This window comes from Vibrio sp. LaRot3 (genome assembly GCF_027587025.1).
In the GTDB taxonomy this organism is placed as follows: Bacteria; Pseudomonadota; Gammaproteobacteria; order Enterobacterales; family Vibrionaceae; genus Vibrio.
On record NZ_JAPPTI010000003.1, the window covers coordinates 324277 to 339389 of the forward strand.

A 15113-nucleotide genomic window follows, 5' to 3' on the forward strand; every position below is an offset into this window, starting at 1 on the left:
AGAGTGGGTTATTGAGCCATCTCTTTTAACAGCAGGTTTTCACCTTTGCTTTTGGGTTTACGACGAATCACAAACGCCAGCAATAGGCCGGCAATGAAACTCATGCCTACCATGCCATACATGTAACGATCACTTTTACGATAGTAGTGATCGGAAAAAGCGGTTAAACGCCCAGTCTCAAAGGTCAGGCGAATAAAGCCGACAATGGCGTTGTCATGCATTACTGGCTCAACAAGCTGTTGTCGGCCAATGCGTGCCGTTTCAAGAGGGGTATCTAAACCAAGAATTTCACGTACAGATTTTGCTTTTTCGCTCGAAGCTAAACGAATGCCTTCTGCGTCATAAATAGTGGCATCAAACACTAAGTTGTCAGTTGAGAGCTGATTGGTCAGTTTGAGTAAACGTTCTTGATCTTGGTTTGCAATCATATCACCGGCAGACAGTGAAGCCTGCGAGACCAACATTTTGGTCAGTACTTCCAACTGGTTCGCTTGAATCTGTTCATTACCTTTGGTGATCTTAACGCTGTTGACCGCAATAATAGCGCCTCCAGCGATAAGCAGTAAGATCGCTAGGATTCGCATCGCCATGCGGAATGAAAACAGTGAAGAGTCCATATATTACCTACCGTGGTTTCTCTTAAATAGAGAATAAAAAGACATTTTAGACTACGGTAAGCATATTGAGACTTGCGCAACCAAATTGCAATAGGGTAACGTGATAGCAATAATCAAAGGAATTCTAGACATGGATATGTTTAATACACTTTCAATTCAGCGTCATACCACACTACTTAACCGCTTACCTGAAACCCGTCTATCGACTAACTTGCACCGCAGTAAAGCGCAATGGATCGTATTTGGTGAGTACCTGAGCCCACGTCACTTCGATGATATCGATTTTTTTGTCGGTGAGTTCACGCCACTCCTAGATACTTGGAAAGTAGGCGGCTATGAGGTTGCTCTGATGGCGGGTGAGCTTACTCCGCAACATGAAGAGATCCTGCAAGCATTAGAGCTAGACTATGCGCGATTGCAAGATGTACCGGATGTCACTAAGCCGGGGCTAATTGTGTTTGATATGGACTCGACGGCTATCCAGATCGAATGTATTGATGAAATTGCTAAATTGGCCGGTGTGGGTGAAGAAGTGTCGGAAGTCACAGAGCGTGCAATGCAAGGCGAACTGGATTTTGAACAAAGCCTTCGCCAACGTGTCGGTAAATTGGAAGGTGCAGATGAGTCAATTTTGAGCGAGGTTCGCGCTCAATTGCCTCTAATGCCTGATCTACCACAATTGATTACGACGCTGCAAAAATTTGGTTGGAAGACAGCCATCGCTTCTGGCGGCTTTACTTATTTCTCTGATCACTTGAAGCAAATGATGAACTTAGATTTTGCTCAGTCTAACCAGTTAGAGATAGTGGATGGTAAGTTAACCGGTAAAGTGCTCGGTGAGGTTGTGTCTGCTGAAACCAAAGCTGAAATTTTGTTGCAACTGGCTGAGCAGCATCAAATCGAAGTGCACAATACCGTCGCGGTCGGTGATGGTGCGAATGACTTGGTGATGATGAATGCTGCAGGTTTGGGTATTGCTTATCATGCTAAACCAAAAGTTGAGCAACAAGCTCAAACCGCCGTGCGTTATTCGGGGTTAGGCGGGGTAATGTGTATCTTGTCGGGTTATTTGGTTAAGCAGCAGAAGATCAGCTTTAAACCATTGCCTTAGAGTGCTTACTTTCGGGTACGTACTTGTGAGTGTAAAAATAAAGCGAGCTATTTAGCTCGCTTTTTTAGTGATTGCTGAGTTACTGAGTGAGCTCAAGTCGAATGAGAACTTCTTCCGTAATATCGATAATTTCACCGTAACCGACAATATTACAAATCTCTTTTTCTAGCGTTCTCGCCTGATGCAGGCTGATATGGCTCAGCTCTTCAATGTCTTTTCTGAGTAATTGAGTTAATGGGTCAAATACTGGTGCACCACAGATACGCAGCGCATAGAACTCGCCCATCATTAATGTTTTCTTGATGAACTGAATTCGTTCTTGCGTGGATTCAAAATCACAGGCTAGTTTGGTTTCCAGCGATTGAATCCGTGTGCCGAATTTCAGCGTGGAGACATACAACTCATGGAATTGCGGTTTAACCCCTTCAATTCGTTTCATTGGCTCAGCCAATAAGGTAGAAGTTCTACCTTTATATATTGGGTCTAATGAAAACTTGTGGTTTTGTCCTAGCTTGGCAAAGATGGTTAAGTGCGGCAAGAGAGGGTAGTTGACCCCAATCACTTTAGGCTTTAGGTTGACGCCTTTTTTCTCAATAAAGAGTGGTGTGCTAACGATCTTATCCAGCAAAATGTTGTGTAGCCCTTCGAGCATTTCTTGGCTTGGGAGCATCTCAGGCTTTGCGACTAATTTGGCTTGGTTGTGCTCAATCAGTCGGCCAAAAAAGGCCATGGTCTTACGGTTTTTGCTGTTGTTCTCCATCACCATTTGTACCCGCTTGCCACCCGGGCTGATTCGGATCACTCTATATGGCACGGCATCGAGGGGCAGAGATTTATCGTACAGTTGCAACTCACTAAAGTTTACTTCACACATGTCATCTGCTTTGACATCAAGCGGTGAGGTTAAGGCTAGATAGAGGCCTTGTTTTGAAATGTCGAGTGTTACCCCTGACGCTTGCTGACCTTGCCCCGAAACAATCAGAGGAGAGCGGAATTGATATCTTGGCTCTTTACGACGGCTTTGAGCATCAAAGTAAAGACTTAATGGAGTATGAGGCGCATTGCGTTTATGGCGGAAACGGTTCAAAGAGCTGCTAGGTAAGCGCGGTTTTTCGCTGAGTAGATAATCTTTACCTGTACTAGAGTCAGATATTTCCTGCAAAATGCCAAAATGAGTCAGGCCGGGAATCAACTCACGAGATTCTGGCGGAAGCTCGTCGAGCTGCTCACGTTCATCCTCGGACAGTTCAAAGACAGATAAGCGGAAGGCGCGCCAGCTGCTTTTTTTCGCCCCAACATGCCAGAACAAGTGGCGTTGCTCACGAGTTGCTTCAGGCATCATCATCGAAAAGTAGATTTCTTTGCCCATGTGATCGTGCTTAAACGAGTAAAGCACATTGCTGCAGCCGCGCATGCCGGGCTTAGTGAGGTACTCCATTCGCTCTTTGCTAAATAGATTACCAAGCGTCAATTGGTTGCGTTCATCATTCCAGTATTGCCAAACTGGTTGATTGTTTTCAGTCATCAATACCAGTTTGAGTTCATTACCGCTAAAAAATAGCGGCAAGTTACAAGAGTGTTTTAGGTAGTTATGTTCGTAACCGCGAGTTCGAGTTCGAATTACCTTATCTTGGTTATCGTGCCGCGCTTTTTGTGAGTCGCTTTCTAAGCGGTTGCTAATGATTTCTTCCAGTACCGAACTATCGCCAATGTTGACGGTTCTTAAAAAACGCACTGCATCATTTTCATAAGACTCGTCGATACCCACAATGCGGAACTGAATTGGCTTGTCGATATTAAGAATAGAGAGCGACTTGGCGAGTTCAACGAAGGTGACGTCGATTGCTTCACCGAGTTTGTAATCAAATGCAGAAGGGACTTTAAACTTAGCGCCAGAAGGGGAAATGTCGACTGTAACGCCATGCACCAGTTGATCGTTAGATAATGATATTTCAATTTGCGTGGCGATTTTGAGGCGGTTTTCTTTGCGCTTTAGATCGTAACCCATCACGAGAGGTTCTGCGCTAAAGGCGGTGCTGGAAGGGTTGGTTAGGTCACTGCCTTGAGGCTTTCCTAACTGATTCATTACCTTAAAGCTGTTACGCGTATTGGATAAGGCTTCATAGACGCCTTCTGTATAACCGCCAAATTTGCGCACATTCTTGTGATAGATATTAAATGCAACGTCATCAAGCCAATGAGTAATGCCATCCAGTTCATACTCACGACACTCTCCTTGGACACGGCCGCGTAAATCAATAGAGCGGAAACAAGGGGTCATGACCCGTTTCAACTCAATCTTGACTAAAATTCGAGATGAAGGAGGCTGCCCATCTGTCATTTGAGAGAGAAGGTATTCAAAATCATCCGTTCCATAGACTGGGATGAGTCGTTCTGCGATAGAGAGAATTTCCGACTGCTGCATGTTTTTTTGTAAGAGTGTCCTTGTGAATTAGATATCGGCCTTGATTAATAGATCTTTAGTGATATGTTACGGCGAATCAAGCCTATAAGGTGACTTAATAGGTTGCCAATATCACAAAAAAACACTGAGGTTATATGGCTAAAGCAAAACGCGCTTATGTTTGTAATGACTGCGGTGCTGACTTCCCTCGTTGGCAGGGGCAGTGTAACGCATGTGGTGCATGGAATACGATTTCAGAAGTTCGTCTTGCGGCGTCGCCCACAGTAGCACGCAATGAGCGCTTGTCTGGTTATGCCGGTTCTGGTAATGACAGCGCCGTTCAGACGCTATCCGAAATCGACTTGCAAGAAGTACCTAGGTTTACCAGTGGCTTTAAAGAGCTCGACCGCGTACTTGGGGGCGGCATTGTACCCGGCGCGGCGATATTAATTGGTGGTAACCCGGGCGCGGGTAAATCCACTTTGCTACTGCAGACTATGTGTTTGTTGTCATCGCAAATGCCGACGTTATATGTGACAGGTGAAGAATCTTTACAACAAGTCGCGATGCGCGCTTCGCGTCTTGGCCTGCCAAAAGACCATCTTAAAATGCTTTCTGAAACGAATGTCGACCGAATCTGCCAAGTGGCAGAAAAAGAACAACCAAAAATTATGGTTATCGACTCGATTCAGGTCATGCACGTAGCAGACGTGCAATCATCACCGGGTAGTGTTGCTCAGGTACGTGAATCCGCGACAGCGCTGACTCGTTACGCGAAGCAAAACAATGTCGCTGTGTTTATTGTTGGTCACGTGACTAAAGATGGCACGTTAGCAGGGCCAAAGGTGCTTGAGCACATTATCGACTGTTCGGTACTGCTTGATGGTGGCACTGATAGCCGTTTTAGAACGCTCCGTAGTCACAAAAACCGCTTTGGTGCAGTCAATGAGCTAGGCGTATTTGCCATGACGGGGCAGGGGCTAAAAGAGGTCAGTAACCCTTCTGCGATTTTCTTATCCCGAGGTGAAGAAGAAACCTCAGGTAGTTCGGTGATGGTGGTGTGGGAAGGTACTCGCCCACTGTTAGTCGAGATTCAAGCGCTGGTGGATTACTCTCAATTGGCGAATCCGCGCCGAGTGGCTGTCGGTCTTGAGCAAAACCGTTTATCTCTATTATTAGCAGTATTACATAAGCATGGTTGCCTACAAATGGCTGACCAAGATGTGTTTGTGAATGTGGTGGGCGGCGTCAAGGTAACCGAAACCAGTGCGGATTTAGCCTTAGTAATGGCGCTACTATCAAGCTTTAGAGACCGTCCACTGCCAAAAGATGTAGTGGTGTTTGGTGAAGTGGGGCTAGCAGGTGAAATTCGACCGGTACCAAGTGGTCAAGAGCGATTAAACGAAGCGTTCAAACATGGCTTCAAAAAGGCGATTGTACCGGCAGCGAATATGCCTAAAGGTGGTATCCCTGGAATGCAGATTCATGGCGTGAAAAAACTGTCGGAAGCAATTGAAGCATTTGATGAGTTGTAACTCATATAAGATGGATTAGCACGAACCAAACTGTGATGGTTTAAACGTTCTGGTTATGATTCGTGTTTTTTTCGTCGGTTTTGATGTTCGTAGGTCAACAAACGGAAACCTTTGCCGTATAATGTCGGCCAATCTGTTGGTGTTGAAATTTAACGGGACAATTTGCTTATATCGTTAGGTATTACCTATCCTATTACTGAAGAATATTCACCTCTAACATATTTTTTAAATACAACAGCACGCAAGGGTATCAGTCTTGACAGATTGTGATATACTCTGCGCGCACTTTATACCTTATTAACAGAGTAAGACAATGACTGATTTATCAAAATACAGAAACATTGGTATTTTTGCTCACGTAGACGCGGGTAAAACTACCTCTACGGAGCGTATCCTTAAGCTAACTGGTAAAATCCACAAGATGGGTGACACGCACGACGGCGAATCAACTACTGACTTCATGGAGCAGGAAGCTGAGCGTGGTATTACAATCCAGTCTGCTGCTACTACTTGTTTCTGGAACGATCACCGCCTAAACATCATCGATACTCCTGGACACGTTGACTTCACAATCGAAGTTTACCGTTCTCTAAAAGTACTTGATGGTGGTATCGGTGTATTCTGTGGTTCTGGTGGTGTTGAACCTCAGTCTGAAACTAACTGGCGTTACGCTGACGAATCAAAAGTATCTCGTCTAATCTTCGTTAACAAACTAGACCGTATGGGCGCTGACTTCTACAAAGTTTGTGACCAAGTACAAAACGTTCTAGGTGCGACTCCTCTAGTGATGACTCTACCTATCGGTATCGAAGATGACTTCACTGGTGTTGTAGACGTACTAAGCCAAAAAGCTTACGTTTGGGACGAAACTGGTCTTCCAGAAAACTACGAAATCCAAGATATTCCAGCTGATCTAGTAGAGAAAGCTGCTGAATACCGTGAGATGCTAATCGAAACTGCTCTAGAGCAAGACGAAGACCTAATGATGGCTTACCTAGAAGAAGGTGAAGAACCATCAATGGAAGAGATCAAGCGTTGTATCCGTAAAGGTACTCGTGATCTAGCATTCTTCCCAACTTACTGTGGTTCTGCATACAAGAACAAAGGTATCCAACTTGTTCTTGACGCAGTAGTAGACTACCTACCGTCTCCAACAGAAGTTGATCCACAGCCAATCACAGATAAAGATACAGGTGAAGCAACTGGTGAAGTTGCAACAGTATCTGCTGATGAATCACTAAAAGCGCTTGCGTTCAAGATCATGGACGACCGCTTCGGTGCACTAACGTTCATCCGTATCTACGCTGGTAAGATGAAGAAGGGTGACACAATCCTTAACTCAGCTACTGGTAAGACTGAGCGTATCGGCCGTATGGTTGAGATGCACGCAAACGACCGTAACGAGATCGATTCAGCACAAGCTGGTGACATCATCGCTGTTGTTGGTATGAAGAACGTTCAAACTGGTCACACTCTATGTGATCCTAAGAACGAAGTTACTCTTGAGCCAATGATCTTCCCAGAACCAGTAATCTCTATCGCTGTTAAGCCTAAAGATAAAGGCGGTTCTGAGAAAATGGGTATCGCGATCGGTAAAATGGTTGCAGAAGATCCATCTTTCCAAGTTGAGACTGATGAAGATTCAGGTGAAACTATCCTGAAAGGTATGGGTGAACTTCACCTAGACATCAAGGTAGACATCCTTAAGCGTACTTACGGCGTTGAGCTAGAAGTAGGTGCTCCACAGGTAGCTTACCGTGAAACTATCACTCAACCAGTTGAAGATAGCTACACGCACAAGAAACAGTCTGGTGGTTCTGGTCAGTTCGCGAAAATCGACTACCGTATCAAACCAGGTGAGCCAAACTCAGGCTTCACGTTCTCTTCAACAGTTGTTGGTGGTAACGTACCTAAAGAATTCTGGCCTGCAGTTGAGAAAGGCTTTGGCGGCATGATGGAAACTGGTGTTCTAGCTGGCTTCCCTACTCTAGACGTAGAAGTTGAACTATTCGACGGTGGTTTCCACGCAGTTGACTCTTCAGCTATCGCTTACGAAATTGCTGCTAAAGGCGCATTCCGTCAGTCTATGCCTAAAGCTGGCGCGCAACTTCTTGAGCCAATTATGAAAGTTGACGTGTTCACTCCAGACGATCACGTTGGTGACGTAATCGGTGACCTTAACCGTCGTCGTGGTATGATCAAAGACCAACAAGCTGGTACTACTGGCGTACGTATCAAGGGTGATGTACCTCTATCAGAAATGTTCGGTTACATCGGTTCTCTACGTACAATGACTTCTGGTCGTGGTCAGTTCTCTATGGAGTTCTCACACTACGCACCATGTCCAGCAAACGTAGCTGATCAAGTTATCGCTGAAGTTAAAGAGCGTAACGAGAAGAAGTAATTCTTTAAGTTAAATCTTTAAGATAAAAGCCTCGCTTATGCGGGGCTTTTTTGTATCTGTGTAATCGACTAGTGGATGTTGGAGGGTGATTTCGATGAGGGGGTTAAGAGTCTTTCATCTCTTGTTTTAGCCAGTCTGTAAACGCCTGAATTCGCACTCTTCTTGGTGATTCTGTTGCGGTAAATAGATTAAATTGCAGCCCCGGTGTTAGGCCTAAATCGAACGGTTTAACCAACATGCCTCTCTCAACAAAATCACTGGCCAAACAGTCACTAGCTAAGCAGACACCATGGCCAGCAATGACAGCACTCATGGCCAAGTCAAACGTACTGACCTCCATCCACTGTACCGCATTTTTGTTCATAGAGAGGTGCTGTGATTCAAACCATTGGCTCCACTGAAAGCTTGAAGAATCGTAATGAATTAACCAGCAGTCTAATAGTTGCTGTGGGTGTTCCAACTGCATCGACTTGGCTAATTCAGGCGAGCAAAAAGGGTAGATGGCTTCATGCATTAACAGTTCTTTGTGCAATACACTTTCATCCACTTCCTTTTCCCCTTGCCAGATAGCGACATCGACTTCGCCATGTTCCAAATCGAGAGAGTGGCAACTAGTAATTATACGAATCGGAATGTCGGGGTAGGCTACCGAGAACTTCCATAACCTCGGCATTAACCAACGAGATGAGAAAGACGGCGGGGCATTGACCTTGAGTAGCCCTTCAATCGGTTCATTCTGAATGATATTGAGGCCACTCACTATTTGGTTAAAGCCTTTGGATACGTGGCAACGCAGCGTTTCACCACGTTGGGTGAGTTCCATATTACGGCCTTTTCGGACGAACAATTTACAGTTCAGTTCATCTTCGAGACGTCGAAGGGTTTGGCTAACGGCTGCTTGGCTAACAAACAACTCATCGGCTGCTTTGCTGTAGCTTTTGAGTCTTGCAGCGGCTTCAAAGTAACGAAGTCCGGCGAGGTGTCTTAATCGCTTATCCATAAGCTCTAGTTATATTCCTTGTTAGAAATGGTTGTTCGGTTTTTGAACAGCTAGTTTCCATAATACAGAGAAAGAGGAGGAGGTGCACCATGGTGATCAGTTTAAAGTGGAATATAGACTTAGAGTTTAACTTCAAGAAAAAGAGTAAAAAGTGGACGTTAGCTAGCCAAAATACCAGTAGGAGAAGCCCTTCATCAAGTGCGTTGAGCTCTCACATGCAACAAGATATTGGCTTGCTGAATAGTGTCTCAAACCGTCGGGCGCATTTGGATTATCTATAATAAGTGGTTATTAAAAAGGAGCGCAATGCGCTCCTTTCAGATTGATGACGGGTGTTTATTCTTCCCAAACGACCAATTGATCTTTCGGCCAGTTATGGCCTATCTCATGATATTTTTGTTCAAGAATATGACGCTTGATCTTTAACGTTGGAGTGAGAATACCGTTCTCAATACTCCAAGGATCTTTGATCATCAACACCCCTTTGATCTGCTCGTGTGATTCTAGTTGCGCGTTCATCTTCGCCACGACTTTTTTGGTGGTTCTTGCATAACGCTCCCGATCAAAGTTCGGGAAATCGTGAGGAACAACCAACAGGATAGGTGCTGGTAGGCCTAAGCCAATCAAACACATCATCTCGACACGGCTGTACTCAAAGAGTTTTTTCTCGATTGGCACAGGAGCAACAAACTTACCTTTGGCGGTTTTAAAGTTGTCTTTCTTGCGTCCTTGAATAGTTAGGTAGCCGTCCACATCTAACGAGCCAACATCTCCAGTATGTAACCAGCCGTCGGAATTAAACGATTCTTGCGTGGCTATGTCATTCTTGTAGTAGCCAGAAAATAGACCTTGGCCACGAACCAAAATCTCGTCATCTTCGGCTATCTTGAGCTCGATCCCCGGGCCTGCATTACCCACAGAGCCAATTTTGTCAGCGCGGAATGGGTAGTTGAGTGTGCTGTAAGCAAATGACTCAGTCATGCCCCATGCTTCGGTGATGTTTAGCCCTACACTGCGATACCACTCAAGTAGCGCAGGTGAGACCGGCGCACTACCACAACCAAGCACCCTTGCTTGATCTAGGCCTAGGCCATCGGCGAGCTTTTTCTTAATTAATGAATTAACAAATGGAATTTTGAGCAAGAAGTTGAGTTTTTTCTGCGGCAGTTTGTCTTGAATTCGCTGTTGGAATAAGGTCCATAAACGAGGCACTGAGATGAAGAGCGTCGGGCGCTGCATCTTCACATCTTCAATAAAGGTATCTAAGGATTCAGGGAACGCAGTTTGAACGCCGCCCATAATTGAAGAACCGAAGATATAGACTCGTTCAGTAATGTGCGCTAATGGCAGATAAGAGAATAAGCGATCTTGCTTCTCGATACCGATGTGATTAATCAGCTGTTGTACCGACCAAGCAAATGCGCCGTAAGTCAGCATAGCCCCTTTTGGTAGGCCAGAAGTACCCGAGGTGTAGACAATGGACATCAGTTTATCATCGTAATGCTGTGGGCGTTCTTCGCTAGGTTCTGAATGGTCGACTAATGGCGTGAACTGGTGCTGACAGCTTGGTGCTGTATCATAAGGCAGTGAGATACTCACTAGCCCTTCGAGTTTATCTATCACTTCCTGAGTGGCCGCTGGGTCATCTAACTTACCACCGATAATAGCTTTACTTTCACTGTGGGTGACACAGTATTCAATGGTATCAGCGCCAGCAGTAGGGAAGATAGGCACGCTAATGTAATCACCTAGCATCATGGCTAAATCACAAATAAACCATTCGGCACAGTTTTTTGAAACCAGCGCGATTCTATCGCCCGGTTGCAAGCCTAAACCGCGCAAAGCCGTCACTAAGCTTAAAGCTTTATCGGCGACCTCAGCGTAGGTGTATTCAACAAACTCACGATTAATGATCTGTTTTAGATAGATTTCATTTGGGCGTTCCTCTGCCCATTTCAAAATCATTTCATTGGCGGGAGGCTGAGTGCATTTAGCGTTACTCAACTCGTTCGGCTGAATCATTGTCTAACTCCATGTTAATGGCAAAGATTCCCTTCTAGATACTCAAGAGCAAGCTTTGATAAGCAGTAAGGTTGGTAGAGAGCTCAAACTAACCAGTACACACGAGTAACCCTTTGAAGGTGATTATTATTGTTAATGTAATGTTAACCTTAGCATGAAAATCTCAAGAGTGGGAAGTCCTTGAAATCACGTTGTGTGGTTTCAAACAGGGTGGGTTCTGGAAAGTAAAGTACGGTCAGAGATAGCAAGTGCGCTTTAAACGCACAAGGCATAATTGGACGAACAAGTATCCTCCGTCAGTAGTGTTCATCAAACTTTGAAACCTGCAAAAGAATCATTGCCAAAACCTATAAGTAGGTGATGCAAGGGGGACCTTAGTTTTGGGAAAGTCTAAAAATAAAAAATGGAGCAAGTATCGAGATATTTAGTGGTATGAACTACAACTAAAGGGTTAATTAATTTTAGAAAAATATTTATATCTCGTTTAGTTATAAATATAGATGTAAATAATATATACAACAAAATGACGCCAAAAACGACGAATTATTGACGTAACTCTTTATTAATAAAAGTGTTACTACTATTTTAATTTTATTTTTAATTAGGAGTTCATTTTCATACTCATATTGCGAAAAACGAACATGCTGACTAGTTTTACTATGAATCTATTGAAATAGATCACATCGAAAATAAGGTTGTATTAAAAGGAGAGAGTTATGATCTTACGTAAATATGTTGAATTACAAGTGTTTGTGCGCTCATTTTTTAAAGATAGAGATGGCGTAACAGCAATTGAATATGCTTTGGTAGGAGTCGCTATTGCTGCGATCGTAGCTGCTGTATTTACGGGTAACAACAATCCACTCCAAGCGGCACTTGAAGATGGTATTGAAACAATTGCGGATAACTTGGATTAGTTTTAGATAAGACAGTGATTTTTTTAATTGGGTTTCTATTCGTATTGAGTATATCAGTTTGTTATTTTGACTGGCGCTATAGGATAATACCTAATTGGCTGTGTTTGTTAATATTATTGCTTTCAATTTATTCCATTGTGGTAACAAAAAGTTCATTTGAATGGTTCAATTTTGTTATTTTAGTGCCAGTTTCTTTGTTGGTGTGGAAGGTTGGGATCTGGGGAGCAGGAGACAGTAAACTCCTGCTCGCATTTTTTCCCATGATTGATAGTCAATATTATCTTAGTACCATGATTTATATTGGTTTTGCTGGTTTTGTTACTGTGATTGCATTTTTAATATCAAAAAAGTTTAGTGATAAAAATAAATTCAACTCGGTACCTTATGGAATTCCAATTGCTTTGAGCTGCTTTATTACCTCAGTAGCCTCTATTTAGGAGGTAGTATGAAATTGAAAATTCTTGTTCCAATTGCATTAGTTTGTATTGGTGCGGGTTTATATGGATTGTCGAGCAACTATTTTGCCAAGAACAATCAAAATGTGGCAACGCCGGATACGCCAGAGCAAGAGATCGAACTTGCCTCTGTGTATGTGATTAAGTCTCCCATTAAACGGGGAGAACTCATTTCCAAGTCAAGTCTTGAAGTTAAGCGTGTACCAGAAGAACAAGCTTTGAAAATGGGCATCGATACCGCTCAACCCCTGATGCTTCCTGCTGGTGGTGTGGCGATTCAGGATATGGCTGAGGGGGAAACATTATCTCCAGCGACGATGATTTCACCCGATGAACTGGGTTACATCGACACGGTTTTAGCACCGAATCGAGTCCCTTATGCAATCAAAGTTAGTGATACTGACATTGTTGGTGGACTTATTACTCATGGCACTATGGTTGATGTGGTTGCACTCTCTTCTGAGCAACAAAACTTAGCCAATGATGAAACAGTTTCAGGTTATCAATCCGTTTCAATTTCCCCAGTACTCATCGCAGTTAAAGTACTTAAAGTGAGTAAAGAAACCAAAGAAGAAACACGCGACCAAGATACCGCCACGACGGTGACTCTTATTTTGGAGTTGTCACAACGTCAAGTCGCCAAATTGGCTATCGCCAAGAATATTACTCAGCTTGAAGTGCATAAGTCGCTTGGATTACAGGAAGCGTCAGAGCTTCAAGCTAACTCAGGTGATGTACTGCCTGACTATCGAGCAATTGTCGAGTTCCGTGCCGATGAGGTAACGGTTAAATAACAAGAACAATGGAGGAGACATGAGAAAAGGATATCTAATACTGCTATGCCTTCTACTAGTCCCCATTAGCATTTCAGTACACGCCGCCCGCATCGTTAACCTTTCCGAAGGTGACGCGCAAGCCATTGAAACACAGTCAGAGATTGGTTCTGTTTTTATCTCTGATCCCGAGATTGCCGATTATCAAGTAATCGACAAAAACAAAGTGGTTTTCTTTGGACGTAAAATCGGTAACGCCTCATTTATGGTGTTTGATAAGGAAGGCAATACCCTGATTTCACGTAAGTTAGTGGTCAATAAGAGTTTGGTGCACATCCAGCAACAGATACAGCTGAGATACCCTAAAAGTGATGTCAGCATATACAACTTAGGTGAACAGGCGGTGCTTAGCGGTACTGTTTCGTCAGACGAAATTCGCGAGCAGATTTATCGTTTAGCGGGTGAGTTACTAGGTAAGGACGTTGAAATTACCAATGTGAATTGGGATCTCGGAGATCAAATGTATGAGATGCAGTTCATGCGCCGCTACCGCTTCCAAGGCTTAGTGAACAATATTGATGTGGTCACCACTAAGCAAGTAAACGTCAAACTGACTATTGCAGAAGTTACCCACAGTTTTCTCGAAGAGTTCGGTATTCAAATTGGTACGACTTCGCCCGGTGTTTTCGTTGACCAGATTACCAACTTCAGTGCTAGTGACATTGTTTCTGTGATTACCGCGATAGGCGATGATAACGTCGGCCAAGTGTTGGCCGAGCCAAATCTATCCGTAATTTCAGGTGAGACGGCAAGCTTCTTAGCAGGTGGTGAGATACCAGTGGTGACTGTGATTGATGGTTCAACAGATGTCGAATATCGAGAATATGGTGTTCGTCTTGAGTTGATGGCAAAAGTGCTTAGCGATGAAAAAATCAAGTTATCCATGATGCCAGAAGTAAGTGCACTGGATAATCAATATGAGAATGACAACTACGATTTACCAGCGCTTAGAACCCGTAGAGCAAGAACCACCGTTGAACTGGGAGATGGTCAAAGCTTCATTTTAGGTGGGTTACTGAGCACAGAAGACCGAGAGACATTGCGTCGCATTCCTTACATTGGTGACATCCCTGTACTGGGCGCTCTGTTTAGAAATACCGCAACAGAGCGAACCAAAACAGAGCTCGTCATTGTGGCGACGGTCAATCTAGTTCAGCCGATTCACCCGTCTCAAGTTCAATTGCCAACCATGCAAAGAACCTCGAACTTAGAGCGCTTTTTCAAAATTGGTAAAGGCTATCCAAAGGCAGCAGAAACCAAGGTTAATGAGGTGTTGTCGACAGGAGGGTTTAAGCAATGAAATCACTAATTAAACCATGTTTAACCTGTTTGGTGGTATTAGGTTCGCTGGTGGGTTGTGCTGAAACCATTCAAGAGCGGGACGGTGCACACCTGCATATTGTGCCTATCACCAACACGTACCATTTAACCATTAAGCCCAAAAAGGAGCGCCATGCTTGGGAACAGCTTTATGAATATGTTGAGCAACAATGGAATGTAATTGCAAATGAAAAAATCGCCATTGAGTGGTCGAGTAAGGCTGGTAAACGCATGGCCGATAAGCTGAGCAAACAGCTGCAAAAGGATGGGATCAGTGCCGACATGATCGTGATTAATCAATCTGAGTCTAAGCAGGAGAGTCACTTTGATATCTCGGTCAGTACGGTGAAATACAAAGTGGTTACGGAGCTGTGTGACTACACCACAATTGGTCAGTTTGGCAGTTATCACGATGGATGTTACGCAGAAAATGCCCGTTGGCAGAGTATGGTCCATCCAGAAAAAATGTTGCTTGGTCAAGAGTTAGAAAAATAA

General features: G+C 44.0%; 12 protein-coding genes. 8 read left to right on the forward strand and 4 right to left on the reverse strand.

The genetic code is table 11. The features are described 5' to 3' along the window. Nucleotides 1–8 precede the first annotated feature (8 nt). A complete protein-coding gene (locus OH461_RS10350) occupies nucleotides 9–617 on the reverse strand; it encodes a YtjB family periplasmic protein (RefSeq protein WP_270020532.1) in 609 nt (202 codons plus the stop codon). Nucleotides 618–747: 130 nt separating this feature from the next. Here OH461_RS10350 and serB point away from each other — a divergent pair, with 130 nt between their 5' ends. Then, nucleotides 748–1728: a phosphoserine phosphatase gene (serB, locus tag OH461_RS10355; RefSeq protein ID WP_270020533.1), complete on the forward strand. Its 981-nt coding sequence runs from the start codon at nucleotides 748–750 to the stop codon at nucleotides 1726–1728. A 79-nt stretch (nucleotides 1729–1807) separates the two neighbouring features. Here serB and OH461_RS10360 read toward each other — a convergent pair whose 3' ends face one another. After that, nucleotides 1808–4153: a PilZ domain-containing protein gene (locus OH461_RS10360; protein ID WP_270020534.1), complete on the reverse strand. Its 2346-nt coding sequence runs from the start codon at nucleotides 4151–4153 to the stop codon at nucleotides 1808–1810. 134 nt (nucleotides 4154–4287) lie between these two features. Here OH461_RS10360 and radA point away from each other — a divergent pair, with 134 nt between their 5' ends. Then, nucleotides 4288–5667 (forward strand): DNA repair protein RadA, encoded by a 1380-nt coding sequence (gene radA / locus OH461_RS10365; protein ID WP_270020535.1) that lies wholly within the window; start codon nucleotides 4288–4290, stop codon nucleotides 5665–5667. 313 nt (nucleotides 5668–5980) lie between these two features. Beyond that, on the forward strand, nucleotides 5981–8071 hold the full coding sequence (gene fusA, locus OH461_RS10370) for an elongation factor G (protein WP_270020536.1): 2091 nt from the start codon (nucleotides 5981–5983) through the stop codon (nucleotides 8069–8071). A gap of 103 nt (nucleotides 8072–8174) precedes the next feature. Here fusA and OH461_RS10375 read toward each other — a convergent pair whose 3' ends face one another. Both OH461_RS10375 and OH461_RS10380 read right to left on the reverse strand, forming a co-directional pair. Further along, complete coding sequence (locus OH461_RS10375; RefSeq protein WP_270020537.1) at nucleotides 8175–9071, reverse strand: LysR substrate-binding domain-containing protein; 897 nt, start codon at nucleotides 9069–9071, stop codon at nucleotides 8175–8177. 336 nt (nucleotides 9072–9407) lie between these two features. Continuing rightward, nucleotides 9408–11093, reverse strand: a complete 1686-nt coding sequence (locus OH461_RS10380) for an AMP-binding protein (protein ID WP_270020538.1) — start codon at nucleotides 11091–11093, stop codon at nucleotides 9408–9410. 716 nt (nucleotides 11094–11809) lie between these two features. On the opposite strand from OH461_RS10380, the gene OH461_RS10385 reads away from it, so the two are divergent. Genes OH461_RS10385 through OH461_RS10400 form a run of 5 tightly spaced genes read left to right on the forward strand, consistent with a single transcriptional unit; the run spans nucleotide 11810 to nucleotide 15113 of the window. After that, entirely contained in the window at nucleotides 11810–12010 is a 201-nt protein-coding gene (locus OH461_RS10385) for a Flp family type IVb pilin (protein WP_270020539.1), read from the forward strand. A 14-nt stretch (nucleotides 12011–12024) separates the two neighbouring features. Further along, entirely contained in the window at nucleotides 12025–12447 is a 423-nt protein-coding gene (locus OH461_RS20120) for a prepilin peptidase (protein WP_443088454.1), read from the forward strand. Between the two features lie 8 nt (nucleotides 12448–12455). Then, complete coding sequence (cpaB, locus tag OH461_RS10390; RefSeq protein ID WP_270020540.1) at nucleotides 12456–13259, forward strand: Flp pilus assembly protein CpaB; 804 nt, start codon at nucleotides 12456–12458, stop codon at nucleotides 13257–13259. A 19-nt stretch (nucleotides 13260–13278) separates the two neighbouring features. After that, a complete protein-coding gene (locus tag OH461_RS10395; RefSeq protein WP_270020541.1) occupies nucleotides 13279–14598 on the forward strand; it encodes a type II and III secretion system protein family protein in 1320 nt (439 codons plus the stop codon). Continuing rightward, a complete protein-coding gene (locus OH461_RS10400; protein WP_270020542.1) occupies nucleotides 14595–15113 on the forward strand; it encodes a hypothetical protein in 519 nt (172 codons plus the stop codon). Before OH461_RS10395 ends, OH461_RS10400 begins: the two co-directional genes overlap by 4 nt.

Coding starts and splice junctions, on each gene's coding strand:
- OH461_RS10380 (WP_270020538.1), bottom strand. CDS start 11,093: ATGATTCAGCCGAACGAGTTGAGTAACGCTAAATGCACTCAGCCTCCC.
- radA (WP_270020535.1), top strand. CDS start 4,288: ATGGCTAAAGCAAAACGCGCTTATGTTTGTAATGACTGCGGTGCTGAC.
- OH461_RS10385 (WP_270020539.1), top strand. CDS start 11,810: ATGATCTTACGTAAATATGTTGAATTACAAGTGTTTGTGCGCTCATTT.
- serB (WP_270020533.1), top strand. CDS start 748: ATGGATATGTTTAATACACTTTCAATTCAGCGTCATACCACACTACTT.
- OH461_RS10400 (WP_270020542.1), top strand. CDS start 14,595: ATGAAATCACTAATTAAACCATGTTTAACCTGTTTGGTGGTATTAGGT.
- fusA (WP_270020536.1), top strand. CDS start 5,981: ATGACTGATTTATCAAAATACAGAAACATTGGTATTTTTGCTCACGTA.
- cpaB (WP_270020540.1), top strand. CDS start 12,456: ATGAAATTGAAAATTCTTGTTCCAATTGCATTAGTTTGTATTGGTGCG.
- OH461_RS10375 (WP_270020537.1), bottom strand. CDS start 9,071: ATGGATAAGCGATTAAGACACCTCGCCGGACTTCGTTACTTTGAAGCC.
- OH461_RS10350 (WP_270020532.1), bottom strand. CDS start 617: ATGGACTCTTCACTGTTTTCATTCCGCATGGCGATGCGAATCCTAGCG.
- OH461_RS10360 (WP_270020534.1), bottom strand. CDS start 4,153: ATGCAGCAGTCGGAAATTCTCTCTATCGCAGAACGACTCATCCCAGTC.
- OH461_RS10395 (WP_270020541.1), top strand. CDS start 13,279: ATGAGAAAAGGATATCTAATACTGCTATGCCTTCTACTAGTCCCCATT.